This is a genomic window from Bacillus sp. JJ675, assembly GCF_036963165.1.
GTDB classification, from domain to species: Bacteria; Bacillota; Bacilli; order Bacillales; family Bacillaceae; genus Bacillus; species Bacillus glycinifermentans.
On sequence record NZ_JBALMR010000106.1, the window covers coordinates 1 to 23214 of the forward strand.

24 protein-coding genes, 1 riboswitch and 1 other annotated feature are annotated in these 23214 nt (G+C 48.9%); of the genes, 2 read left to right on the top strand and 22 right to left on the bottom strand.

Features of this window, described 5'->3' with window-relative positions; genetic code table 11:
• Positions 1-45: 45 nt before the first annotated feature.
• The 9 genes from V7126_RS22565 to V7126_RS22605 form a co-directional block, all read right to left on the bottom strand.
• Positions 46-471 (bottom strand): organic hydroperoxide resistance protein, encoded by a 426-nt coding sequence (locus V7126_RS22565; RefSeq protein ID WP_175076277.1) that lies wholly within the window; start codon positions 469-471, stop codon positions 46-48.
• 110 nt (positions 472-581) lie between these two features.
• Positions 582-1829, bottom strand: a complete 1248-nt coding sequence (locus V7126_RS22570; RefSeq protein ID WP_175076278.1) for a glutamate-5-semialdehyde dehydrogenase — start codon at positions 1827-1829, stop codon at positions 582-584.
• 13 nt (positions 1830-1842) lie between these two features.
• On the bottom strand, positions 1843-2940 hold the full coding sequence (gene proB, locus V7126_RS22575; protein WP_046133022.1) for a glutamate 5-kinase: 1098 nt from the start codon (positions 2938-2940) through the stop codon (positions 1843-1845).
• Between the two features lie 62 nt (positions 2941-3002).
• Positions 3003-3216: a binding site (T-box leader), on the bottom strand.
• A gap of 45 nt (positions 3217-3261) precedes the next feature.
• Positions 3262-4164 carry a formyltetrahydrofolate deformylase gene (gene purU, locus V7126_RS22580; protein ID WP_046133018.1) on the bottom strand — a complete coding sequence of 301 codons (903 nt, stop codon included), beginning with the start codon at positions 4162-4164 and terminating at the stop codon, positions 3262-3264.
• A gap of 97 nt (positions 4165-4261) precedes the next feature.
• Positions 4262-4576 (bottom strand): DMT family transporter, encoded by a 315-nt coding sequence (locus tag V7126_RS22585; RefSeq protein ID WP_046133017.1) that lies wholly within the window; start codon positions 4574-4576, stop codon positions 4262-4264.
• The gene (locus V7126_RS22590; protein WP_175076279.1) at positions 4576-4905 is read right to left on the bottom strand and encodes a DMT family transporter; all 330 of its coding nucleotides are present in this window, start codon (positions 4903-4905) and stop codon (positions 4576-4578) included. Before V7126_RS22590 ends, V7126_RS22585 begins: the two co-directional genes overlap by 1 nt.
• 63 nt (positions 4906-4968) lie before the next feature.
• Positions 4969-5072, bottom strand: a riboswitch (guanidine-I (ykkC/yxkD leader).
• 48 nt (positions 5073-5120) lie between these two features.
• A complete protein-coding gene (locus V7126_RS22595; protein ID WP_175076280.1) occupies positions 5121-5642 on the bottom strand; it encodes a DinB family protein in 522 nt (173 codons plus the stop codon).
• A gap of 111 nt (positions 5643-5753) precedes the next feature.
• On the bottom strand, positions 5754-7058 hold the full coding sequence (locus V7126_RS22600) for a pectate lyase family protein (protein WP_175076281.1): 1305 nt from the start codon (positions 7056-7058) through the stop codon (positions 5754-5756).
• A gap of 296 nt (positions 7059-7354) precedes the next feature.
• The gene (locus V7126_RS22605) at positions 7355-7873 is read right to left on the bottom strand and encodes an acyl-CoA thioesterase (protein ID WP_048354409.1); all 519 of its coding nucleotides are present in this window, start codon (positions 7871-7873) and stop codon (positions 7355-7357) included.
• Between the two features lie 186 nt (positions 7874-8059).
• On the opposite strand from V7126_RS22605, the gene V7126_RS22610 reads away from it, so the two are divergent.
• Positions 8060-8926 (top strand): dimethylarginine dimethylaminohydrolase family protein, encoded by an 867-nt coding sequence (locus V7126_RS22610; RefSeq protein ID WP_335499367.1) that lies wholly within the window; start codon positions 8060-8062, stop codon positions 8924-8926.
• Positions 8927-9213: 287 nt separating this feature from the next.
• On the opposite strand, the gene V7126_RS22615 is transcribed toward V7126_RS22610, so the two are convergent.
• From V7126_RS22615 to proG, 12 genes are all read right to left on the bottom strand, one after another.
• Complete coding sequence (locus tag V7126_RS22615) at positions 9214-9438, bottom strand: hypothetical protein (protein ID WP_175076283.1); 225 nt, start codon at positions 9436-9438, stop codon at positions 9214-9216.
• Between the two features lie 96 nt (positions 9439-9534).
• On the bottom strand, positions 9535-10080 hold the full coding sequence (locus V7126_RS22620; RefSeq protein WP_202049323.1) for a patatin-like phospholipase family protein: 546 nt from the start codon (positions 10078-10080) through the stop codon (positions 9535-9537).
• A gap of 72 nt (positions 10081-10152) precedes the next feature.
• Positions 10153-11166, bottom strand: a complete 1014-nt coding sequence (locus V7126_RS22625) for an ABC transporter ATP-binding protein (protein WP_046133009.1) — start codon at positions 11164-11166, stop codon at positions 10153-10155.
• Positions 11163-12074 carry a C40 family peptidase gene (locus tag V7126_RS22630; RefSeq protein WP_335499376.1) on the bottom strand — a complete coding sequence of 304 codons (912 nt, stop codon included), beginning with the start codon at positions 12072-12074 and terminating at the stop codon, positions 11163-11165. Before V7126_RS22630 ends, V7126_RS22625 begins: the two co-directional genes overlap by 4 nt.
• Positions 12071-13159, bottom strand: a complete 1089-nt coding sequence (locus tag V7126_RS22635) for a dipeptide epimerase (protein ID WP_335499378.1) — start codon at positions 13157-13159, stop codon at positions 12071-12073. Before V7126_RS22635 ends, V7126_RS22630 begins: the two co-directional genes overlap by 4 nt.
• 11 nt (positions 13160-13170) lie before the next feature.
• Positions 13171-14094: a S66 peptidase family protein gene (locus tag V7126_RS22640; RefSeq protein ID WP_335499381.1), complete on the bottom strand. Its 924-nt coding sequence runs from the start codon at positions 14092-14094 to the stop codon at positions 13171-13173.
• Between the two features lie 83 nt (positions 14095-14177).
• Positions 14178-15818 (bottom strand): peptide ABC transporter substrate-binding protein, encoded by a 1641-nt coding sequence (locus V7126_RS22645; protein ID WP_438823819.1) that lies wholly within the window; start codon positions 15816-15818, stop codon positions 14178-14180.
• 3 nt (positions 15819-15821) lie between these two features.
• Positions 15822-16820, bottom strand: coding sequence for an ABC transporter ATP-binding protein (locus tag V7126_RS22650; RefSeq protein WP_335499387.1), 999 nt, complete (start codon positions 16818-16820; stop codon positions 15822-15824).
• A 3-nt stretch (positions 16821-16823) separates the two neighbouring features.
• A complete protein-coding gene (locus V7126_RS22655; RefSeq protein WP_335499390.1) occupies positions 16824-17756 on the bottom strand; it encodes an ABC transporter permease in 933 nt (310 codons plus the stop codon).
• Between the two features lie 5 nt (positions 17757-17761).
• Entirely contained in the window at positions 17762-18688 is a 927-nt protein-coding gene (locus V7126_RS22660; RefSeq protein WP_046133002.1) for an ABC transporter permease, read from the bottom strand.
• A gap of 16 nt (positions 18689-18704) precedes the next feature.
• Complete coding sequence (locus V7126_RS22665) at positions 18705-19529, bottom strand: M55 family metallopeptidase (protein WP_335499391.1); 825 nt, start codon at positions 19527-19529, stop codon at positions 18705-18707.
• Between the two features lie 180 nt (positions 19530-19709).
• Positions 19710-20543: a pyrroline-5-carboxylate reductase ProG gene (gene proG / locus V7126_RS22670; protein ID WP_335499392.1), complete on the bottom strand. Its 834-nt coding sequence runs from the start codon at positions 20541-20543 to the stop codon at positions 19710-19712.
• Positions 20544-20709: 166 nt separating this feature from the next.
• On the opposite strand from proG, the gene V7126_RS22675 reads away from it, so the two are divergent.
• Positions 20710-22017: a S1C family serine protease gene (locus V7126_RS22675; RefSeq protein ID WP_065894234.1), complete on the top strand. Its 1308-nt coding sequence runs from the start codon at positions 20710-20712 to the stop codon at positions 22015-22017.
• A 94-nt stretch (positions 22018-22111) separates the two neighbouring features.
• Here the strand turns inward: V7126_RS22675 and V7126_RS22680 are convergent, their stop codons facing one another.
• Complete coding sequence (locus V7126_RS22680) at positions 22112-23065, bottom strand: ring-cleaving dioxygenase (protein ID WP_335499395.1); 954 nt, start codon at positions 23063-23065, stop codon at positions 22112-22114.
• Positions 23066-23214 lie beyond the last annotated feature (149 nt).

Below are 23214 nucleotides of genomic sequence, written 5' to 3' on the forward strand. Positions count from 1 at the left end.
GTTTTGTCAACGGTCTGAAGCGCCTTCAATTGGAAGGCGCTTTTTTTATGCCAAGATTTCAAGTATGACGTCGACATGTTCAGAAATCGCTTTTGAATACGGACAGACCTTGTGCGCTTGATGAACAAGGCTTTCAAGCTCTGCCGGTTCAATATTTGTTCCTTTCACTTGCAGTTTGACGCCAAGCTTATATCCCCCGTCCGCTTCATCCTTGAGCAGGCTGACATCGGCGGTCACTTCAGTCTCAATCTGCAGCCGCGCTTTTCTGGCGGTGAGCTGCAATGCGCTGTCAAAGCAAGCCGCATATCCTGCGGCAAACAGCTGTTCAGGATTGGTGGCGTCTCCCCTCTCCTTTGCTTTAGGCGCTCCCGGCATGGCAAGCTCCAACGCGAGCACGCCGTCAGAAGAGGTGACTTTTCCGTCTCTTCCTCCTTTAGCAGTGGCTCGGGATGTAAATAACGGTTTTGTCATGATTTATCTCCTTTATTTTATATTGTGCACAATTGAATTTTACAACATATAAATTGGAGATGCAATAAAAAAAAACATTCTGCCTAAGTTTCAGGCAGAATGTGAGTCTGTTATATACGAATTTGTCCGTTTCCTTTAATGATATATTTAGAAGAAGTCAGCGCTTTAAGGCCCATCGGACCTCTTGCGTGAAGCTTCTGCGTACTGATGCCGATTTCTGCGCCGTATCCGAATTCAAACCCGTCGGTAAAGCGGGTTGAAGCATTGTGATAAACCGCCGCTGCATCTACTGATGTTAGGAAAAAGCGGGCGTTTTCTTCATTTTCGGTCAAAATTGCTTCTGAATGCAGCGTTCCGTACTTGTGGATATGTCTGATCGCTTCATCCAGATCACGGACGGTTTTGACGCTGACGACCGGCGCCAAAAATTCCGTTTCCCAATCGGGCTCTTCGGCCGGAACCGCCGAAGGAAGCAGCTCGCAAACCGCTTCATCCCCCTTGATTTGGACGCCTTCTTTTTCAAGCTTTTGAAGCAGTTCTTTTGCGTAGCGCTTCGGCCAGTTTTCGTGGATCAGCACCGTTTCGATCGCATTGCATACCGAAGGCCTTTGCGTTTTTGCATTGATGACGACTTGCTCAGCCATCTCGCTCACTGCCGTTTCGTCAATGAACATATGGCAGTTTCCTGCTCCGGTCTCGAGCACTGGAACCGTCGATTCGCGCACGACCATGTCGATGAGGTTTTTTCCGCCCCTTGGAATCAATACGTCCAAGTAATCATTTAACGTAAACAGCTGTTTTGCCGTTTCTTTGCTCGTATCTTCAATCAGCTGGACGGCATCCTTTGGAAGTTTCGATGCGCCGAGCGCTTCCTGTATGACGCCGACGAGCGCCTTGTTGCTGTTGATCGCAGACGAGCTGCCGCGGAGTATGCAGGCGTTTCCCGTTTTCAAGCAAAGGGTCGCCGCGTCAACCGTCACATTCGGACGGGCTTCATAGATCATGCCGACAACGCCGAGCGGGACCCGGACTTTCTCGATAAGAAGCCCGTTTTCTTTCTTGATCGTTTCAAGGCTTTCTCCAACGGGATCATCAAGATCTGCAAGAAGAAGGACGGCATCTGCAATATCGTTCAGCCGTTTCGGACTTAAGGCGAGACGGTCCAGCAGCGAAGGCGAAAACCCCTTTTCCTTGCCTGCGGCAATGTCTTTTCCGTTCGCCTCCAAAATGTCGTCCTGTTTTATCCGAAGCGCTTCAGCTATCAGACGAAGCGCTTCGTTTTTGCTTTCCGTCGTCTGATGTACAAGCTCGTCTTTTGCGATTTTCGCTTTTTTCGCTTTTTCGATCACTTCACTCATCTAAATCAGCCCCCTATTCGTTTATGCTAATCCAATCATCTCGATGGATGACTTCTATCCCTTTTTCGTGCTCGAATTCATCGCTCCGTTTTCCCTTTACTTGAAGAAGCTCTTCCGCCGAATACAGCGTCTGACCTTTTCCTGCCAAGCCGTTCGGTCCATAGACCTCGACGACTGCGCCTTTGGCAAATTCTCCGCATACATCCGTAACACCTGCCGGCAGCAGGCTGCTTCCGTTTTCGGCCAAAGCCCGTTCGGCTCCTTCATCAACGGTGATTTTTCCTGATACCGGAGAATGAAACGCAATCCACTGCCTGTGATTGTTCACAGAAGACAGATCAGACTGCCCGATGTACGTTCCGTCTCCTCTCCCTTCTAAAATCTGAATCAATTTGTCTTCTCCCTTCCCCGTGCCGATGAATACATTGACTCCGAGAGAAAGGGCTGTTTTTGATGCCAACAGCTTTGACCTCATGCCGCCCGTTCCGACTTTTGAACCGATCGAGCCGGCATAGCTTAATAGATCGTCAGTGATGTCGGCGATAAAATCGAAGCGCTTGGCGCCGGGGTTTTCAGCCGGATTTGAGTCATAGAGACCGTTGATATCCGTCAGAATGATCAGTTTGTCAGCATGGATCAATCCGCTCACAAGCGCGGACAGCATATCATTATCCCCAAATGTCAGCTCTTCGACAGACACCGAATCGTTTTCATTAATGATGGGCACAAGCCCTCTTTCGATCAGCTCCGTGATGGTCGCATAGGCGTTTCGATACCGCTCTCTTTTGGCAAAATCATTTCTCGTCAATAAGATCTGCGCGGGCATCAAACCGTGTTCGGCAAAGTGCTGGATATATTGCTGCATCAAAAGGCTTTGTCCGACAGCAGCAGCGGCCTGCTTTCCCTTTAAAGTGACGGGTCTTGCCGGATATCCGAGCCGGGAAAAGCCGGCCGCTACAGCGCCTGAAGAAATAAAAATCACATCATGGCCTTCTTTTTTCAGAGCGGCGATCGCCCGGACGTGGTCGCTGACCTTTGCTTCGTCAATCCCGCCCTTTGCATCCGTTAAAGAACTGCTCCCGATTTTAATGACAATCCGTTGTTTTTTCACGTTTTTTCCCTCCGAAATGATCAAGGCTTAAAACCAATAAAAAAAGCCCTTTTCATCCTGTAAAAAAGGACGAAAAGAGCTTTCCGCGGTACCACCTTCATTGAATGCGCAAAACGGCATTCCGCTTTCCCCCTGTAACGCCGGGATGCGCCTGGGTTTTCCCTCCAGGGCTCTTGAGGCAGGTTCGGCAGGTTTCATGTGGTGAAATGTTTCAGCATCTCATTTCACTCTCTTTCACAGAAAAAACTGCTTACTGGTCCTCTTCAACGCTCGCTGATTTTTTATTATTATGCCGAGGAAAACGGACGCTGTCAAGACTTTTTAGTTGAAGACGATCGTCTTATTGCCGTGCACGATGATCCGGTCTTCCAAATGCCATTTGACCGCTCTAGCGAGAACGCTTCGTTCAATCGTGCGGCCGATGTTTTTCAGCGCCTCCGCATTGTCTCTGTGATCGACTCGTTTTATATCCTGCTCAATGATCGGACCTTCATCCAATTCGTTTGTCACATAATGGGATGTGGCGCCGATTAATTTGACGCCTCTTTCGTATGCGCGTTTATACGGGTTGGCCCCGATAAAAGCGGGCAGGAAAGAATGATGGATATTGATGATTTTGTTCGGATGCGCCGAGACGAAGTCCGGCGTCAGAATCTGCATATAGCGGGCAAGAACGATAACGTCCGCGCGGTATTCTTCAAGCCATTTGAGCTGCTGCGCTTCGACTTCTTTGCGGATGTCTTTATTCGCTTTCATATAAAGAAACGGGATGTTGAGCGATTCAACGGTTTCCCTCGCATCCTCATGGTTGCTGATGACGGCAGCAATCTCCGCCATCAAATTGCCGCTCTGCCATTCCCACAACAGCTCATTCAGACAATGCAGCTCTTTTGAAACAAAGATGACGACCCGCTTTAATTCGCTTGCCGGGGCGATGCTCCATGTCATTTGGAAAGACTCAGCCACAGAAGCGAACATGTCTTTCATATTGCCGATCTTTTCGCGGATTCCCGGCGCTTCAAATTCGATTCTCAAGAAAAAGCGGCCGCCCTCGGGATCTGTCGTATATTGGCTGGATTCGATAATATTTGCGCCGTTTTCAAATAAAAACGAAGAAACCGCCGCAACGATTCCCGGCTGATCAGGGCAGCTTACGAGCAGGCGCGCTTTTTCACGATTGGTTTCCTGATATTGCTTTAACTGCTGTTTCATATACGATTTCATGTTTTGTTAAACCCTCTTTTTCGTAATCATAAACTATCTTTTCATTATACTGGAGTTTATTGAAAAATCAATTTATGAAGGCCTATTTTGCCAAAGATCAGCTGACAAGCTTCAACCCGACGGCAGATGCCAAAATAAGCGCGATGAAAAAGATGCGTCTGGCATCCTTCGGTTCATCGTAAAAGAGAATGCCTACGAGCGCTCCGCCCGCGGCTCCGATACCCGTCCAAACTGCGTATGCCGTGCCCATCGGCAATGCGTTCATCGCGAGCGAAAGCAGGAAAAACGAAGCGGCAAAACCGATGATCAACAGAAAAATCCATCTTAAGCGCTTATCCTTATGAAATTGGTTCATCATTGTTACGCCGAGCATTTCGAGCAATCCGGCGGCAATTAAATAGATCCATTCCATTACGATTCTTCCCCTTTCTCTTCTTGTGTCACTAGTTTCAGCCCGATCACACCGCACAGCAAAACGCCGATCAAGGCGAGCTTGACGATGTCGGCCGGTTCGTGAAACAGGATGATCTCACACAGCACAGTGCCTGCTGTGCCAAGGCCTGTAAATACTGCATAAACGGTTCCGACCGGCAGCTTCTCCCCCGCTTTCACCAATAGATAAAAGCTGGCGACGACGCCAAATGCCGTGCCGATCCATTCAATGGCCGTATCTGCGTGTTTCAGCCCGGTCACCCAAACAATTTCAAATAAGGCGGCCAGTACGACGCTTCCCCATTTCATATTCATTCCCTCCATTTCATTTATCAGCGCAAAGAAAAGCCCGGGTTTATCGATGGAAAACGATACTCCCGGGCTTTTATCCCTCCGTGTGCATATGAAGCTTCATATGTGTTTTCTCTCGGACCAGACCACATCAAAAGACGTGCGGAACCCTAGAAAACTTTAACGCTGTATTCTTCATGTACTGTATAGATTACCAGCCTTTTAGAACGAATTCAAACTCCGCGCTTGCGAAACGCATTAATCAATGCTTGAATATGCGCCTGATGATAGCGGTTATGATCCGACATATGCCAGATCCCCCAGCGGATCGTGGCAAGATCTCCTTCGTACGGGACGGTCTTCAGTAAATCTTCTTCCGTCAGTTGTCCGGCGGTGTTTTTCAACTCTTCAAGCACTTTGTCGTACCGTGACAATAATACGGACAGCGGAACACCTTTCACCTCAGGCAGGAGGCCGTTTTCATCTGTCATCGGACCGATCGCTTCTTCCAATTCCCGCGGCAGGTTCTCCTGCCTCAGTCTGAACACCCAGCGGGTGTCGACATTGATTAAATGGCTGATCAGCTGGGCGATGCTGTTTTGATCGCCGTGTTCTCCTTTATACTCAAGAAGCTCGGGGCTGATGCCGGAGACGATCGACTTCAGCCGCTCGACATTTTCACTGACGGCCGAATACAGAACCCCCACGGCCGGCGCCATCTTTTCGTCAGTATGCAAATCTTTGACAAATCCCATCCCCTTCACTCCTCTATCAAAAACGCTATCATGGCAAAATCTTAGCACCCGAACGTTCAGATTGTAAACTTTTTAAAAAAGCGGACATTCAGGTTGTCCGCTTTTTTCAGCTTATTTCAATTTACCCGCGCCGGCCTGCTGTTCGACGATTTCAGGTACGTCACTGGCAGCGTCGATTTTCCCGTAAAGCTCAGGTTTCCAGCCTACCGATTTTTTGATCGATGCGCTTTTCGCCTTATTATAGGTGCTGACAACATCGATTTTCGAGATGCTTTCTTGGTCATTTAAGAGCGTACCTTCTTCGTATAAAGCATCCCCTTTAAAGGCTTTCATCAACTTCTGAGGCTTCGTTTCCTCAGGCAGCTCAAAGTAGTTGTCCTCGGCGTAAATTTTTGAAGAATATCCTACGCCCCATAAGTAATCGTAGTTATTATCTGTGTTTTTAAAATAGTTGTTGTAAATGTGCACTTTTCCGTAGCGGACACGCGGTGCGCGCTCCTTGATGTTTTCATACATGTTATGGTGGAAAGTCACTCTCAAATGGCCTTTATCGGCGGAATAACTGTCGCTTGATCCGACAATCGTGTTTTTATCATGTCCTGAGAATACATTATAGGACACTGTGACAAAATCCGATTGTTTTTTGACGTCAAGCAGTCCGTCGTGATGCTGAAATTCGCGTCCGAAATACGTTCCATTCAATTCGTCAGGTTTGTTTCCGTCGTTGAATGAGCAATGGTCTATCCAAATATGTTCCGATTGATCGATTAATAGATTATCAAATTCAGAGTTCCAATTTCCATCGCTCCCGTCCGTCGGATCCCAGGCCGGAAAATAGTCGTACGCATTTTCGAATTCGATATTGCGGATGATCACATTTTCCGCCTGTTTGATTTGAAAACCTCCGCCGACGATTCTCGCGTCATCCCCTAATCCGATGATCGTCGTATTGGACCCGACATTGATGACGACCCGCTCTTTTTGATTTTTTTCTGAGCGGGCTCTTGCTTCCTCAAGCTCTCCTGACGGCTCCTTTTTCCCCCACTTATCGGGATCATACGCATTTAAATATTTCTCAAGGCTGTATTCGGGGTCCCGATAATCATCATAGCCTAAAGATTTATTTTCATCATCGACATTCAGATCAATCGTTCCCTTGATATAAATGATTTTCGGCGTATCGTTGGAGCCGTTGGCACTGTTTTTTCCGCCTAGCGCATCCACAAGCTCCTGCCGGTTTTCCACCGTATATACATGATCAGAGGAAGCCTCAGCACCTCCGGTCGTACCTTCGCCGTAAGCTCCCCAGCCGTCATTCGCTCCGAGCACTTCACGCCCGTGGTCTGCCGCGTGAACGGGCACGGAAGAACTGAACGCCAGCATGGCAAGCGCGATTAAACCAAAACCTTTTTTCATTTCATACACCTCATCCAAATTTTTTCACAAAAACTAATATATTTTACAGGAATACAAATAACAACATATTTCCCTCCTATTTTTCAGTTTTTCATTTTTATTCTTTTTATGACAATCATCCCGATTAATTCGATAAAAATCTTCCTGAAAGCGTAGAAAATCAAGATAACCAGATCGGCTAGTTATTTTTTTAGAATAATTCATCATTTGAAATCTCTTATTCAAAAAAAGTGTCGGCTCTGCCGGGTGCAAAAGAAAACCCCGTCTCTTTGTAAAAAGAGACGGGGTTGGCCGGCTTACCACGGCTTGTCCACCGCAAGGGCTTCGGCGAGAGCTTTGCTGTGCTTCCTGTGGCTTTTTCGTTCTTCAGCCCGCTGTTTGGCCGTTTGGTGGAGCATGATTTCTTCTTCGGTCTCAGGTACGACCTGCGGAACGGGCTGGGGATTTCCGTCTTTGTCTAACGCCACAAACGTTAAAAAGGAGGTGGCCGCAAGCTTGCGTTCCCCTGTGAGCAAATGCTCTTTAATCACTTTGACAAATACCTCCATAGACGTTCTTCCCACCCATGTTACGTAAGATTCGAGACAAACCGAATCCTCCTGGCCGATCGGTTCGAGAAAATCGACAGAATCCATCGATGCGGTCACCGTCCCGCATCTGGAATGCCTTGCTGCGGAAATCGAGGCGATGTCGTCAATATAGCTCATCAGCTTCCCTCCGAACAGCGTGTTGTGGTTGTTCGTATCAAGCGGAAAAACCCGGCTCGTTTTGACAACTTTCGATTCCTTGCAGTATTTTTTCTCCGGTCGATTCATGTTCCATTACTCCTTTGATGTCTTGAATGTGTTTGTGAAGTGGAATTTTCTTTATTAAACACTATTAGAATTCATTTGTCTAAAGTTTTTTATCCGGATAATCTGTAAGGTTTTCTTTCGAAAGCGTTTATTTCCTGAGCCGGGAAGGGAATAATGGCAGTATGATCGCGAGACGGGGGAGAGCATATGGATTCAGCAGTATCGAAAAAAAATGATAAAGCAAACTGCACCAGCGAATACGACATTTTGAAAAAAGTTGTGCTGTGCCGGCCGGAATATATGACGATTAAGGATGTCATCAATGAAACGCAGAAACACTTCCATGAAGAAAATATCGATATAACGATTGCCGTCCGCCAGCATGAAGCATTTGTCAAGGAATTGGAAAAGCGCGGCATCGAAGTAGTGCTGCTTCCTGCTTTAAGCCAATTTCCCGAGCAGGTTTTCACAAGGGATATCGGATTTACGATCGGGGAGACTGTTTTTACCTCCCGGCTCTCGGCTGATATCCGCCAGGGTGAGGAAACCGTGCTTCAGGAGTGGCTTTCAAAAGAAAACATCGCTTACCGTTCGTTAAACAAAGGCGATAAAATAGAGGGAGGCGACATTCTCATCGATCAGCATACCGTGTATGCCGGCATCAGCGAACGGACATCGCTTTCAGCCGTTCAGGAGCTTAAACGGCTGCTTCCTACACACGAAGTGATTCCCGTTCCATTTGAAGAAACCTTCCTTCATCTTGATTGCGTCTTCAACATTATTTCTCCGCACGAAGCGCTCGTCTATCCAAAAGCGCTGGGAAAGCGCGAATACAAGGTGCTTAAAAAGCGCTACGATATGATCGAGATACCTGAGCATGAACAGTTCAGACTGGGAACAAACGTGCTTTCCATCGGAAATCAAACCGTCATCAGCCTCCCTGACAATCAGGCGGTCAACAGACAGCTAAGGTCGCGAGGTTATACGGTTATTGAAGTCGACCTGTCGGAGATTATCAAGTCAGGCGGTTCTTTCAGATGCTGTACAATGCCGCTTGAGCGGAGCTGTACGTAAGGAGGCCGATTAAAGCGGCTCCTTTTTTTCTGCCTTTCTTTTTAACCTCTTCACGCTTCCCAAATATAAATAGAGCTTATCAAGTGTAACAAGATAAAGACCGATTAACAAACCCCCTGTGAAAGCTATGATTACAGCAGGTACAATTTTCAACATGATCCTTACAGCAGGTGCTTTCAGTAAGCCTGCATACATTGCCTTTAAAAGTAAAAGGAAAAAGATGACCGGAGTCAGCAGCGCCTTTGGAACGTGAAAGTGTTGAGGCAGCATTATAAAAAGCATGATGCTTAAAATGCCATGATTGCGAAACCGGCAATTTTCAAAACAATGTTTATTCGAAAAGCTTTAAACAAAGTTTTGCTTGCAGCCTCTAACAGCCGTTTATAGTAAGGGGCTATGTTCCGTGAAGTAAGCCGTTCTTCAATTTCAAAAAAGCGGTAGTCTATTTTTGGAATAGGGTGCTTTGCAGCAAAATCTTTAACCTTTGAGCGATTGATTTCGCATCCGCTCATTTTACAGCCGTCCGGCATGGCTTCTGCATCAGAAAAAGAGTACGTGAAAGAAGCGTTTGAACTTCGTCGTTGACACCGTACGCTTGATAAGGTCCTTTAAGGCGGCAGTTTGAAATTCCCGTCTACGGGCAGCACGCTTTTGCCTCGCTTCGTTTCCTCCATTCCCGAAACGGTAAATACCCAATTATGACTGGTGGCGTTCATCATATGTATCGGGATTTTCGCATTTTTTACACTGGACTTAATGGATTGCTGTTTCATGTATAAGCAATTGTCTCTCCGACATAATCCCTTCGTGAATCGGGTAAACACATTCTTAAATTTTGGGAATGGATGAGAAAAGTATGCAACCGTATGCTGCGTTGAACCGCGAGGAGACTCGTTTTGAATCGTTTCCAACATATCTTGACAGTCTTCATCTTTAATTTCAGAGCCCTGTTTTTCCTCGAGCATGTTCTTGAGGTGAAGGTAAAATAGCGCACCAATAATTGATCCTCCCGATACGGTAGAGATTACTTCTACATGACGAAGCAGTCCCATATCGGCCATTCTTGCAAGAACGCCGATATGAAAGAATGCGGCGCAAAAACCTCCGCCAGAAAGAGCCAAACCGAGTTTACCTTTCCTTTCTTCGAGCATCATCAAGTCTCCTTATTCAACAATTTCATTATTCTTTCGGAGAACATGATTTATGCTGTTCGAAAATACTGATCCCTATCTGGCCTGTACCGTCACCTTCACATCATCGGCCTCCTTTTTCACATCCCCGTCATACAAATGGCAGGCGACGAAGTGCCCTTCCTCAGCTTCCTTCAATACGGGCTTTTCCGCAGCGCAAATGTCCATCGCAGCAGGGCACCTTGTCCTGAATACGCACCCTGTCGGCGGGTCGATCGGGCTTGGAAGCTCGCCTTTTAAAATGATTCGCTTCCGTTTGTCTTCAATATCCGGGTCAGGAATCGGAATGGCGGACAAAAGCGCCTGTGTATACGGATGAAGCGGTTCTTTATACAATCGGGCGCTCGCCGTAATTTCAACCATGTGGCCGAGATACATGACGCCGATCCGGTCGCTGATATGCTTGACCATTGAAAGATCATGGGCGATGAACAGGAAGGTCAATCCTTTTTCTTTTTGCAGGTTTTTCAGCAGATTGACCACCTGGGCTTGCACGGAAACGTCGAGTGCGGAAATCGGTTCGTCGGCTACGATGAACTCCGGCTCCAGGGCGAGCGCCCTCGCAATCCCGATTCTCTGTCTCTGGCCGCCGCTGAATTCGTGGGGATAACGATCGGCAAAGCTGCGGTGCAGGCCGACCGATTCCAGGAGCTCGTCCGCTTTTTCAAGCCGCCCCTTCCGCCCTTCGTACAGGCCGTGGATTTCCATCGGCTCAAGCATAATGTCTCTGACCGTCAGCCGCGGGTTTAATGAAGCATACGGGTCCTGAAAGATCATTTGGATTTTGCGGTTGTATTGAAACGATTCGGATTCGTCCAATGCGTGGATGTTTTTCCCCCGGTATCGAACCTCGCCTTCGGTCGGTTCGTAAAGGCGCATCAGCACCCTGCCCGTCGTCGATTTGCCGCAGCCTGATTCACCGACGAGCCCGAATGTCTCCCCTTCTTTAATTTCAAATGAAATACCGTCGACCGCTTTGACCGTTTTGCCTTTCCCGGCGTCAAAATGCATTTTCAGACGGCTGACGTTCAGCAGTGTATTCCGTTTCATGCCGTTCCCCCCGTTTTTGGTGAAAAATAGCGCCGAATCGCGCACAGCTCCTTTTCATATACCGTGTCTTCGATGGATATGATTTCGATCGTTTTGCCGGTCTTCGGAGAATGAAGCATCTTTCCGTTTCCACAGTAAATGCCGACATGATGCACCCGGCCTTGCCCTTCTTCATATGCAAAAAACAACAGATCTCCCGGCTCCGGCCGGCTAAACGGAACTTCTCTGCCGCCCTTTGCCTGATCACCGGCATCCCGGGGCGCAAAATAGCCGTTCGCTTTCAGCATCGAATACGCAAAACCTGAACAGTCATAGCCAAATCCGCTCATTCCGCCCCACAGATAAGGCAGGTGCAAAAAAGCTTCTCCCGTTTGAACGATGTCTTTTCCCGAACCTTTTTCACCGGATAATGTGCCGGCGTCCTCTTTCCTCAGCCGCCTTGGCCCCAACGGCGTGTCGACTTGATACCAGGCGCTTTCTTCCCCGAAAACGGGCAGCGACGTGAGAAAGCTTAATTCGAACTCTCTCTTTTTCTCCTCCGTATATAAATAAGCGGTAGGCTTTCGGATGACGGCAAACGCTTCCGGCTTCACCCGGCGTTTTTTTGCCAGACAGGCTTTCGGCATCCAGCCCGGATAGCCGCGTTCATCCTTCGCCGACGGCTGTCCGGGGATCACGACCGCTGCCCAGCCGTCCCTTTCTTCAAGGACCAGCACTTCTTCACCGAACAGCACCTGTGTTTGAATGAGATTCGCCGTACACAGCTCAAGACGCTTCTCATATGTTAGAGAATCAAGCCATTCTTTTACATGGACGGGCCTCGAGAGCATTGCCTGATCGATCCTCCGCGGTGCGTCAGGATCCGTCCAGACGGTCGCTACTGAAACGGCTGCCGTATACACATTCATCGTATCGCCTCCCCTTTGATGCCTGATATGCCGAGCCCGGGTGCATCAGGCATCACAATCCTGCTGCCGGCGTAGCTGATTCCGCCTTCGACGATATCATCATTCAGCATCAGCGGCGCGTCAAAATCAAACCTTGTCACGTTTTTTTGGCTTGCTGCAAAGTGGGCGGCCGCCGTAATGCCGAGCCTTGTTTCGATCATGCTGCCTGCCATGCACTCGACTCCGCACGCTTCCGCGATCGCATTGATTTTCAGCGCCCTCTTGATGCCGCCTGCTTTCATCAGCTTGATGTTGATCAAATCAGCGCTTTTCGTTTTCAGCACCTGAAACGCCTCCTCCGGCGAAAAGACGCTTTCATCCGCCATGATCAGCGTATCGACTGCGTCTGTCACCCGTTTTAATCCTGCAAGATCACCTTTATGGACAGGCTGTTCGACAAGCTCAATCTCAAGCCCTTCATCCTCCATCTTTTTGATCGCTCTGATCGCCTGTTTCGGTGTCCAGCCTTGATTCGCGTCAAGCCGGATCTTCACGCCCGGCCCCGTCCGTCTGCGGATTTCACGGATGCGGGCAAGATCGGTCTCGATGTCGTCTTTTCCAACCTTTACTTTTAACGTGCGAAATCCGGCTTTTTCATAGCCGGCAGCGTCTTCGCCCATTTCATCCGGATCATTGACGCTGACGGTGAAATCCGTCTCCATCTCCTTCCTGTATCCTCCCAAAAATTGATACAGGGGAAGCCCGCACATCTGTGATAAACAATCGTAAACAGCCATATCAACGGCTGCCTTTGCGCTCGTATTTCCGCTCATCAGTTTCCCGATGTCGTGAAATATCGCTTCTGCATTTAGTAAACTTCGGCCGGTCAGAGCCGGGGCGAATACTTCCTTGATCGCGCTTTCGATGCTGTCAAGGGTTTCTCCGGTAATGACGGCAGTCGGCGGCGCTTCCCCCCAGCCCGCCGCATTCTCAGCCGACATTTTCACAATGACGGCTTCTGCGGTACGTACCGTTCTGAGCGCGGTTTTAAACGGCTTTACTAGCGGAACGGCAATACGGTATGTATGAATTCCCGTAATTTTCATGGCGGCCTCCTTTAAGAAACTCCCGGTTCGATGATGAGCTGCTTTTTATCGGCATCAAGCACGCCCTCCGCTCCGATCGGAATGGCAATGTTCGGAGAAGAGTGGCCGATCTTAAAGCCGGACAGCGCCGGTTTTCCTTCCGGAATGATATAGTCTTGAATAATGTCCTTCAACATCAGTGACTCATCGCGCTTTTTCGGAATGCAGTCATGAAAATCGCACAGCAGAAAGCCTGCGGCATCGGACAACTTCCCGGCCATTTTCAAATGGTTGAGCATCCTGTCAATTCTGTAAGGCTCTTCATCGATATCTTCAATAAACAAAAGCTTCTCTCTTGTATCGATTTCAAACGGCGTGCCGAGGGTCGTCACGAGGAGTGCGAGGTTTCCGCCGATCAGTCCGCCTTTCGCTGTTCCTTTGACGATTGCCTCTAAAGGCGACACTTCTTCGGTCAGGCTGAGCGTCATGCTGTGAAACAGCTGCTGAAATGACTGCTTTGTCAGCGGGTGGACGTCTTCCTTTCCGATGTCAGAGCTTAACATCGGGCCGTGGAATGTGATCATGCCGGTGCATTGCTGGATGGCAATATGTAAAAAGGTGATGTCTGAGTAGCCCCAAAAAATTTTCGGATGGTTTCTGATGATGTCATAATCAATCCGCTCTGCGATCCGCCCCGTGCCATATCCACCGCACGCACAAATGACCGCTTTTACGTCAGGGTCTTGGAACATTTCATGCAAGTCGTTGACGCGCTCTTCATCAGTTCCCGCCAAATAGCCGCACCTTTTGCCGACGGCGCGGCCGAATTTGACGCGGAGCCCAAGCTCTTTTAAATATTCGACGGCTTTATCAAGCCGTTCTGCGACGGGCGGGCTGGCGGGAGCGATCACTCCGACCGCATCCCCTCTCTCAAGTTTGCGAGGTGCTATTCTCAATGCTAAGTCCCCCTTTGTGAAAAAACCGCCCGAAAACTGTGCGAAAAGCGCACATGAATGTCCCGGGCGGACGTTTTTTTAGACTACGTTTTTTCGGCCCATTTCAGTTCGATATAGCCGACAGGATGGCGGATGATGCCCTTTACATTTTCCTTTTCCAAGTGAACCTGATTATAGAAATAGACCGGAATGATCGGCATGCCTTCAAACAGCAGTTTTTCAGCCTCGTGCAACAGTTGATCGCGCTTTGTTTCATCAGCTTCTTGTTTTGCCTCTTTAATCAGCTGATCATACGCTTTGCTGCTCCAGCCGGTCCTGTTCATCGAATTGCCGGTTTGAAAGCTTTCCAGGAAGTTGATCGGGTCGGCATAATCAGGCAAAAAAGAGCTTTGGGAAAATTGAAATTTGAGCGCTTTTTGCTCTTCAAGGAAAGTGTTCCATTCCATATTGGCCAGCTTCACGTTCACGCCCAATACGCTTTTCAGCTTTTGCTGAATCGCTTCGGCCATCTTTTTATGTTCGGGCTTTGTGCTGTATGTCAGCGTAACATCAGGAAGCTTCTCATAATGCTCTTCCTTCATTCCTTTTTCAAGGAGCTTTTTCGCTTCTTCGGCGTTAAATGTGACCAAATCCCCGCCTTCCTCGCGAAAATCCTTGCCGTTTGATCCTTTCAAGCCCGGCGAGACGAAGGCCCGCGCAGGTTTTTCACCGTTTTTCGTGACGTAGTCGACGATTTCCTGCTGGTCAACGGCCATCGCGAACGCTTTTCTGATGTTTTCGTTTTGGAAAGGCTCCATATTGACATTGAATCTGTAAAAATAAAGGCCGGCCTGGTCAAACACCTTCACCTCGTCAGATCCCATCAGCTTTTCACTCATCTCCGCCGGCACATAAGCTGTGTCAAGCTCGCCTGACTCAAACATTTGATAATCGGTATTTCTGTCATTGACCATCGCCCATGTGACTTTATCAAGCTTGACGGTATCTTTATCCCAATACGTACCGCTTTTTTTCATCGTCAGGCTTTCATCATGCTTCCACTCCGTCAGTTGAAACGGCCCGTTCCCGACGAATGTGTCAGCTTCCTCATGCCATTTCGGGTTTTCTTCGGCTATTTTCTTGTTGACTGGGAAAAAGGCCGGGTTTGAGACGATGCTTAAAAACGATTTTTGCGGGCTTGTCAGCGTGACTTTAAGCGTTTTGTCGTTAACGGCTGTAACCTTGACATCGTCCTTTGAGCCTTTTCCGCTGTTAAACGCTTCACCGCCCTCGATAACATATCCTAAAAATGCGGCGGATGAACCCGTTTTCGGATCGAGCAGGCGCTTCCAGGCGTATTCGAAATCGCCTGCTGTCAACGGATCGCCATTTGACCATTTCGCCTGCTCGCGGATTGTAAAAGTATATGTCTTTCCGTCATCGGAAATGTTCCATTTTTCGGCTGAAGCAGCCTCAGGCTCATGATCTGAGCCAAGCCGGGTGAGCCCTTCCATCAGGTTATTCAGCGCCTGCCATGACACATTATCAAAGCCGATCGGCGGATCGAATGACGTCGGCTCGTTTTCATTGTTCAGCTTTAGCACCTGTTCTTTTTCCGCATGGTTTCCTTTTCCCCCAGCATCCTGTCCTGCCTGTTCATTGGCCGTACATCCGAACAGCATGACGAGACCAACTATGACGATCAAACTGCTCCACCATCTTTTCATCAAATCCCCCCGTTTCATTTGTTAAGACGAAAGTATAGCCCGCTTGGCCCGTTCATCCTGAAGCCAGCAGCATACGTCATGCCCCGCCGACACCTCTGTTTTCACCGGATAGACCCTTTCACAGACCTCCATTGCGTACCCGCAGCGGGCGGTAAACGGACAGCCTTCAGGCGGGGAAAACAAATCCGGCGGCGTCCCTTCGATCGGAACGAGGTCTGCATCATCAAGGTCAAGCCTCGGCACGGATTTCAGCAGCCCTTTTGTGTACGGGTGCTGAGGATGATAAAAAATGTCTGCTCTCGTTCCCGTCTCCGCGATTTTCCCCGCATACATAACCGCGATTCTGTCAGCCGTCTGTGCGACAACGCCTAAATCATGGGTAATTAAAATGATCGCCACCCCGGTTTTCCGCTGAATGTCTTTAAACAGTTCAAGGATCTGCGCCTGTATGGTGACATCAAGCGCCGTTGTCGGTTCATCAGCGATCAGGATCTCAGGTTCGCAAATCAGTGCCATCGCGATCACGATCCTCTGCCTCATCCCTCCGCTGAATTGGTGCGGATATTGCTTTAAGCGCTCTTTCGGATTCGGAATTCCGACAAGCTCAAGCATCGAGATCACAGCTTTTTTCGCTTCGTCCTTCGTCACGTCCCGGTGCTGCAGGATCGCCTCTGCCAGCTGATCACCGACGGTCAAAGTCGGATTGAGAGCCGTCATCGGGTCCTGGAAGATCATCGAGATTTCCGCCCCTCGAATCGCCCTCATCTCCTTTTCAGGCAGACGGCACAGGTCTTTTCCTTTAAAGCGAATCGAACCGTCCGTGATCACGGCCGAATGCTTCGGCAAAAGCTGCATGATGCTTTGCGAAGTGACGCTCTTTCCGCACCCTGACTCGCCGACGATCGCAAACGTTTCTCCCTCATATAAATCAAAGCTCACGCCCCGGACGGCTTTGACCGTCCCGCCGTATGTCGAAAACGAAACATGCAGGTTGTCGACTTCCAATATTTTCTTCCGCAATCGTCATGACCTCCTCAGCTTCGGGTCAAGTGCATCATGAAGGCCGTCCCCAAGAACGTTGAAGGCGAACATCGTCAGCGAAATAAAGAAAGCCGGGAAGAACAGCCGCCACCAATGTCCTGACAAAATCACCGGCAAACCGTCGTTTGCCATAACGCCCCAGCTGGCGAACGGAGCCTGAATTCCAAGGCCCAGAAAGCTTAAANNCAGCGTCATCTGAACGATGATCGTCCCCATCATGTTCGGAAGCAGATTCCTTCTGATGATCCGCATCGTGTCCGCCCCAAACGTTTTCGATGCGAGAACGTGTTCATCATGCTTGACCTTCAGCACCTGCCCCCTGACGATCCGGGCCATTCCGACCCAGCCGGTGACGGTCAGCGCGACGAGAATCGTTCCGAGCCCCGGTCCCATAAGCACCATTAAAAGGATGACGACGAGTAAATACGGGAGACCGTGAAGGATTTCGATGACCCGCATCATGATATGGTCGGTGTTGCCGCCTTTAAGCCCTGCAATCCCGCCGTAAACAACGCCGATCGCAAAATCGATCAAAGCCGCCGTCACACCGACAAAAAGAGAAATTCTGGCTCCGTACCATGTTCTTGTAAACACGTCGCGGCCAAGCTCGTCCGTTCCGAACCAATTCTCTCCGGACGGGGGAAGATTTTGCTGTGAGAGCGATTGCTGTGTAACGCTGTGCGGAGACAAGACGGGTCCGAGAGCCGCCATGATGAAGAGGAATATTAAAATCCCTAGACCGGTCATCGCAAGCTTGTTTTTTCTTAAAATCCGCCAGGCGTTCTGCCAGTATGAAAGGCTCGGCCTTACGACAGATTCGCTTTCGCCTTTTTCATGTTTTTTCGGAACGAACCATTCGTTCGGGATATGCCCGCCCGGTGGCGCTTTATGTTCCGTGCGAACTGGGAGGCTCATATGTCTCACCCTTTCTTATGCAGTTTAATGCGCGGATCGAGAATTCCGTAGGCCATGTCGACTAGAAACAGCATAACGATGAGGATGATACTGTAAAAAACGGTGGTTCCCATTATGACGGGATAATCGCGGGAGTTGATGCTTTCGACGAAGTATTTTCCCATTCCCGGAATGGCGAAGATTTTTTCAATGACGAAGCTGCCCGTTAAAATCGCGGCTGAGAGCGTCCCGAGAATGGTAATGACGGGCATGAGCGCGTTTTTCAGCGCATGCTTCACGACGATTTTAAAAGGAGAAAGCCCCTTTGCCCTCGCCGTCCGGATGTAATCCTGGGTCAATACCTCTATCATGCTGGAACGCGTCAGCCTGGCGATGATCGCCATCGGCCCCATGGCCAAAGCGGCTGTCGGAAGCACCATATGCATCGGGCTCGTCCATGTCGACGGCGGAAAGATGTTCCAATTGACGGCAAATTGTTGAATCAGCATGGTTGCCATAATAAAGTTCGGAACGGAAATTCCGAGAACTGCGAGCGTCATCGCCAAATAATCGATGATTCCGTTTTGCCGAAGCGCCGCAAAGATGCCGAGGACGACGCCTGACAGAATTGCGATCACAAGCGCCGTCATCCCCAGTTCAAACGAAACGGGGAAGCCTCTTGCCAGCAAATCGTTCACGCTCTGCGACGGCTGTTTGATCGACGGGCCGAAATCAAACGTGACGATCGATTTCAAATAAAACAAATATTGAACAAAGAGAGGCTCGTCCAAATGGTAGTAAGCCTCAAGGTTTTGCTGCACCGCTTCATTTGTAGTCCGCTCCTCGTTAAAAGGAGAGCCGGGTATCACTTTCATCATCACAAAGGTCAGCGTCGTAATTACCAAAATGGTCGCCGCCATCGAGAGCAGCCGCTTGATGATGTAACCCGCCATTTTCCATCACACCTTCCTATGAAAATGTCGTTCTCATCGCAAGCTCTGTCATCACAAGCATCGCCTGGTAAGCTTCCAAAATGTCCTTTGCTTCATAGCGGACGATCGTCGTTCCCGGTTTGATGTCGGTGCCAGGCATCAAGTTCGCCCATTCCGCCTGACCGTAGTTGGCAAATTCGATGCTCAGCACCGGCCTGTCCGGAGGTGCGAGCGGTTTGATTTTATCCTTGTTTCGGAGCGCAAAGGCAGTCTGCTCTTTTAAAAGCCGCCCCGCTTTCTCGGGCGTCAGACATTTGACAGCCGAGCGGGAAATCGTCTCTTTGACGGCGGCCGTCGCCACGTTCGGAATGAGCTCCTCCGCTTCGAGCGCCGCCTGTTTGTCACCGGCTACCATCAGCACCGGAACGCCGTAATAGCCCGCGACATAGGCGTTAAATCCGAGCTCGCCGACGGCCTGATCGTTTATGTAAAAATGCCTGACGCCGAAGATCATGCTGTGCGACATGACGCCTTTCATCGACGCCCTTGCGTGGTAGCCGAGAAATATCGCTCCCCCGCACGTGTCATCAAGCCCCTGCACCATCGAAAACGGCTTGACGTCCCCTGAGATCAGCTGCGCTTCAGGATGAAGCCGTTCGATGAGAAGATTGTTCATCTTCGAATGGCTGTCATTGACAAGCACTTCAGAACAGCCGTTTTTAAACGCCTCTTCTATGACGTAATTGGCTTCATCCGTCATGATTGCTCTGCCCCGCTCATAGTTCAGCTTGCTGGAATCGACAAACGTATCATCCGGAAGCCCGGAAATCCCCTCCATATCAACAGACATATACAGCTTCATCAAAAACCCCCTGACAAATCTCTCAAATTTTGTATTATTTTAAGAATATTCTAACAAATTATATTAGAATTTTAATAGGATTGCAATAACTTTTGACAATTTTAGAAATTAAAGATCACAATGGAAAAGTGTAGAAATATATCGAGTGACAATGAAAAAAGGCCGCGTGCTTGCAGCCTCTCATTCATAAATCCCGTTTTTCCGGCGGTTAATTGCTTCGTTTATTTCCTTGTATTTCTCCATTGTTCTGAAAAATACCTCGTCAAACATCTGCGGCGCCGCCTTCCGGATTGCATCGGCCCCTTCGGCGGTGATGCCTCCTTTTGTCGCCACCCTTTGAAGCGTTTCTTCAAACGTCATTTGTTTTTCCAGTAAAAGTTTTCCCGTGCCGACTAAAGAATGGATCAGAAAGTCAAATGCTTCTTCCTTTGTCAGGCTGCTGTTCCTGAGTGCAGCCTGGGCGAATTCTTCAAAAATCGAAGCAATGAATCCAGGCGATGAGCTTGTTAAATTACTTGCGGCATCGATATCTGCTTCACGGATGTTTTTCACCGTACTAAATAAAGAGAGATATTCTTCGAGCCGTTTTTTGTTGTCTTCCGTCACCCGTTCCCCGTGCACGACAAGCGAAATACCGGTACCCGTCTCAGATGTCAAAGTCGGTATGTATCTTGATGATTGCCGGTCTGTCCATTTGTGAAGCTGACTGATCGTAACTGCAGCGGCAATCGATACGATATGCGCATCCTCCCGGAGAAAAGGGCTGATTTTTGTGGCCGCTTCTTCGACTGCCAAAGGAGGAACGCATATGAAGATAAGGCCGCATTCTTTTGCCAGCTCTTCAGCCGATTGGAAGGAAACGTTCGGATAGCGTTTCGCTAGTTCTTCCGCTCGGCTGCCGATCGTCCTTGTATTTACTGACACCATATGATCATCAATTTTTCCTTGTTCAAGCAGTTTGGACGCAATCATGTCTGCCATGCTCCCAAACCCGATAAAACCGATTTTATTCAACGTATAACACCTCAGGGAATTTTTTGTACACAATCCGTCAGGCGGCCCTCCTTCTATATTACCCTGTTTCTTTTACAATTTCCCACAATCTTTTCATGTTTATCCCACACTCTTTGTTTATGATGTATGCATCAAAGGTTATGATAACAATAGGAGCGTGGAGAACATGGAATACAATAGGGAAAACAAACGTGAACCCAAAAATGAAATCATCATCCCTGAACATCAGGCTAGTCACACTGTCAATCGTGCGGAACAGCAAAAACGAAAACTTTCTTGGCTGACGCCGATCATCAGCGGCATCATCGGAGGAAGCCTTGTCCTCGGCGTCACGACATTTCAGCACAGCGGAACCGAGAAGACGACATCGGCCGCGCAAACACAAACGGCGGATACGACGACATCTTCCTCGCAAAATACGAAAACCGAAAAGCTGTCAAGCTCAAGTTCGACAGATGTCTCAACAATGGTCGAAAATGTATCGCCGGCCATCGTCGGCATCTCAAATTATCAAAAACAATCGCAGAGCGGCATGTTCGGCTTTGAAAGCAGCGAAAACGGAACAACCAGCGGAAGCTCAAGCGAAGAGGAAACGGGCACAGGTTCAGGCGTCATTTATAAAAAAGCGAACGGAAAAGCTTATATCATTACAAACAACCACGTTGTCGAGGGCGCGAGTAAGCTGACGGTTTCCCTTTCAAACGGAAAAGAAGTGGAAGGCAAGCTGGTCGGCAGCGATTCATTGACAGATCTTGCCGTTGTGGAAATTTCTGCTGCCAACGTTGAAAAAGTCGCAACATTCGGCGACTCCTCAAGCCTGAAAGCGGGCGAGCAGGTCGTCGCGATCGGGAACCCGCTCGGCAAAGACCTTTCCCGCACCGTGACGCAAGGAATCATCAGCGGCGTAAACCGGACCGTTTCCGTCGATACGTCAGCTGGCGAAACCGAGATGAACGTCATTCAGACGGATGCGGCGATCAATCCGGGCAACAGCGGAGGAGCCCTGCTCAATAAAAAAGGCGAAGTGATTGGCATTAACAGCATGAAAATCAGCGAAACCGGCGTTGAAGGAATCGGGTTTGCGATTCCGAGCAATGACGTCAAGCCCATTGCAGAGCAACTTTTGTCAAAAGGCAAAATCGAACGACCGTATATCGGCATCAGCATGATGGATCTCAGCCAGGTTCCTGAAAACTATCAAACAGGCACGCTCGGACTGACCAGAAGCCAATTAAACAAAGGCGTCTACATCGGCCAGGTCGCGTCAGGATCTCCTGCTGAAAAAGCGGGTCTAAAAGAAAATGATGTCATCATCAGCCTGAATGGCAAGGAAACCGATTCTGGAAGCAGCCTTCGCAGCATCCTCTACAAGGATACGAAAATCGGCGAAACGGTGAAAGTGACGATCATCAGAAACGGCAAAACGATGACAAAACAAGTGAAGCTTGATCAAAAAGAAGTAACTTCTTCTTAATTCAATACGCATCCCCCCCCCGGCTGCCGGAATAACCGGCGGCCTTTTTGCATAACAAAAAAATCAAGGCCCGAAAAAGGCCTTGACTTTTCTATTATTTGATCGGTTTCAGACGGGCTTCGATTTCGTTTCGCCTGTTTTCCAGATACGGAGGAAGCGCGAGGCTTTGACCAAGCTCATCGATGTCTTCGTCAACGGCAAATCCGGGACCGTCTGTCGACAGTTCAAACAGGATGCCGTTCGGTTCTCTGAAATACAGCGCTTTGAAATAATAGCGTTCCACGATGCCGGAATTGGTGAAGCCGTGCGCGCTGATGGTTTCATGCCATTTTTGCAGTTCTTCCTCATCTTTGACGCGGAATGCGACATGATGGACGCTTCCTTTTCCCGGGCGCTCCCTTCTGTGGTCTTTCGTCTCCGTGATGTGGACTTCCGTCGCGGCCCCGCCTTCTCCTGATTCAAAAATGAGGAGCTTGCGGCCGGTGTCCGCGATGGTTTCTTCAGCAATCTGCTGAAAGCCGAGGATGTCTGTCAGAACTGATGCAGTCGGCGCCTGATCAGAGACCGACAGCTCGACCGGGCCGAGTCCCCTGATTGCATATTCTTTAGGTATGACGCTGTTTTTCACAGGCACTCCTATGTCTTTACCTTTTTCATCAGCAGCGAGAATGATGTTTTGGCCTTCATGATCTGAAAAACTGAGAATGCTGCGCCCTGCCCGCTTTGTGATGTCTCCGCGGCGAATGCTGAGCTCATCGAGGCGTTTTTCCCAAAACCGGAGCGCCTCCTCCCCCGGCACGCGAAGCGATATCGAAGAAATGCAGTTTGTTCCTTCTATGCGGCGCGCGAGCATCGGAATCTCGAAAAACGTCAAATCCGATCCCGGAGTCGCCACCTCATCCCCGTAAAACAAATGATACATGGTCGGATCATCCTGATTGACCGTTTTTTTGATAAGCTTCATTCCAAGCCCTCTCACATAAAAATCGAGATTTTTTTGCGCATTTGCCGTTAACGCAGATACGTGGTGAATACCGTGTACTTTCATGTAGATCCTCTCCTATTCAAAAATATCTCGAATTCGAGATATATCTTATGTCCAAATTATGTGATTTCGCGGCAAAAGTCAATCGATTCGACTCGACCGAAAAAAACCTAACAATAACTATTTTATCAGCTACTAAAGTTCGTTTATAA

Bases quoted from the DNA above. Each gene is read 5' to 3' on its own strand.
- V7126_RS22565 (WP_175076277.1), bottom strand. From the start codon at position 471: ATGACAAAACCGTTATTTACATCCCGAGCCACTGCTAAAGGAGGAAGA.
- V7126_RS22570 (WP_175076278.1), bottom strand. From the start codon at position 1,829: ATGAGTGAAGTGATCGAAAAAGCGAAAAAAGCGAAAATCGCAAAAGAC.
- purU (WP_046133018.1), bottom strand. From the start codon at position 4,164: ATGAAATCGTATATGAAACAGCAGTTAAAGCAATATCAGGAAACCAAT.
- V7126_RS22585 (WP_046133017.1), bottom strand. From the start codon at position 4,576: ATGGAATGGATCTATTTAATTGCCGCCGGATTGCTCGAAATGCTCGGC.
- V7126_RS22590 (WP_175076279.1), bottom strand. From the start codon at position 4,905: ATGAAATGGGGAAGCGTCGTACTGGCCGCCTTATTTGAAATTGTTTGG.
- V7126_RS22595 (WP_175076280.1), bottom strand. From the start codon at position 5,642: ATGGGATTTGTCAAAGATTTGCATACTGACGAAAAGATGGCGCCGGCC.
- V7126_RS22600 (WP_175076281.1), bottom strand. From the start codon at position 7,058: ATGAAAAAAGGTTTTGGTTTAATCGCGCTTGCCATGCTGGCGTTCAGT.
- V7126_RS22605 (WP_048354409.1), bottom strand. From the start codon at position 7,873: ATGAATCGACCGGAGAAAAAATACTGCAAGGAATCGAAAGTTGTCAAA.
- V7126_RS22610 (WP_335499367.1), top strand. From the start codon at position 8,060: ATGGATTCAGCAGTATCGAAAAAAAATGATAAAGCAAACTGCACCAGC.
- V7126_RS22615 (WP_175076283.1), bottom strand. From the start codon at position 9,438: ATGAGCGGATGCGAAATCAATCGCTCAAAGGTTAAAGATTTTGCTGCA.
- V7126_RS22620 (WP_202049323.1), bottom strand. From the start codon at position 10,080: ATGATGCTCGAAGAAAGGAAAGGTAAACTCGGTTTGGCTCTTTCTGGC.
- V7126_RS22625 (WP_046133009.1), bottom strand. From the start codon at position 11,166: ATGAAACGGAATACACTGCTGAACGTCAGCCGTCTGAAAATGCATTTT.
- V7126_RS22630 (WP_335499376.1), bottom strand. From the start codon at position 12,074: ATGAATGTGTATACGGCAGCCGTTTCAGTAGCGACCGTCTGGACGGAT.
- V7126_RS22635 (WP_335499378.1), bottom strand. From the start codon at position 13,159: ATGAAAATTACGGGAATTCATACATACCGTATTGCCGTTCCGCTAGTA.
- V7126_RS22645 (WP_438823819.1), bottom strand. From the start codon at position 15,818: ATGAAACGGGGGGATTTGATGAAAAGATGGTGGAGCAGTTTGATCGTC.
- V7126_RS22660 (WP_046133002.1), bottom strand. From the start codon at position 18,688: ATGGCGGGTTACATCATCAAGCGGCTGCTCTCGATGGCGGCGACCATT.
- V7126_RS22665 (WP_335499391.1), bottom strand. From the start codon at position 19,529: ATGAAGCTGTATATGTCTGTTGATATGGAGGGGATTTCCGGGCTTCCG.
- V7126_RS22675 (WP_065894234.1), top strand. From the start codon at position 20,710: ATGGAATACAATAGGGAAAACAAACGTGAACCCAAAAATGAAATCATC.
- V7126_RS22680 (WP_335499395.1), bottom strand. From the start codon at position 23,065: ATGAAAGTACACGGTATTCACCACGTATCTGCGTTAACGGCAAATGCG.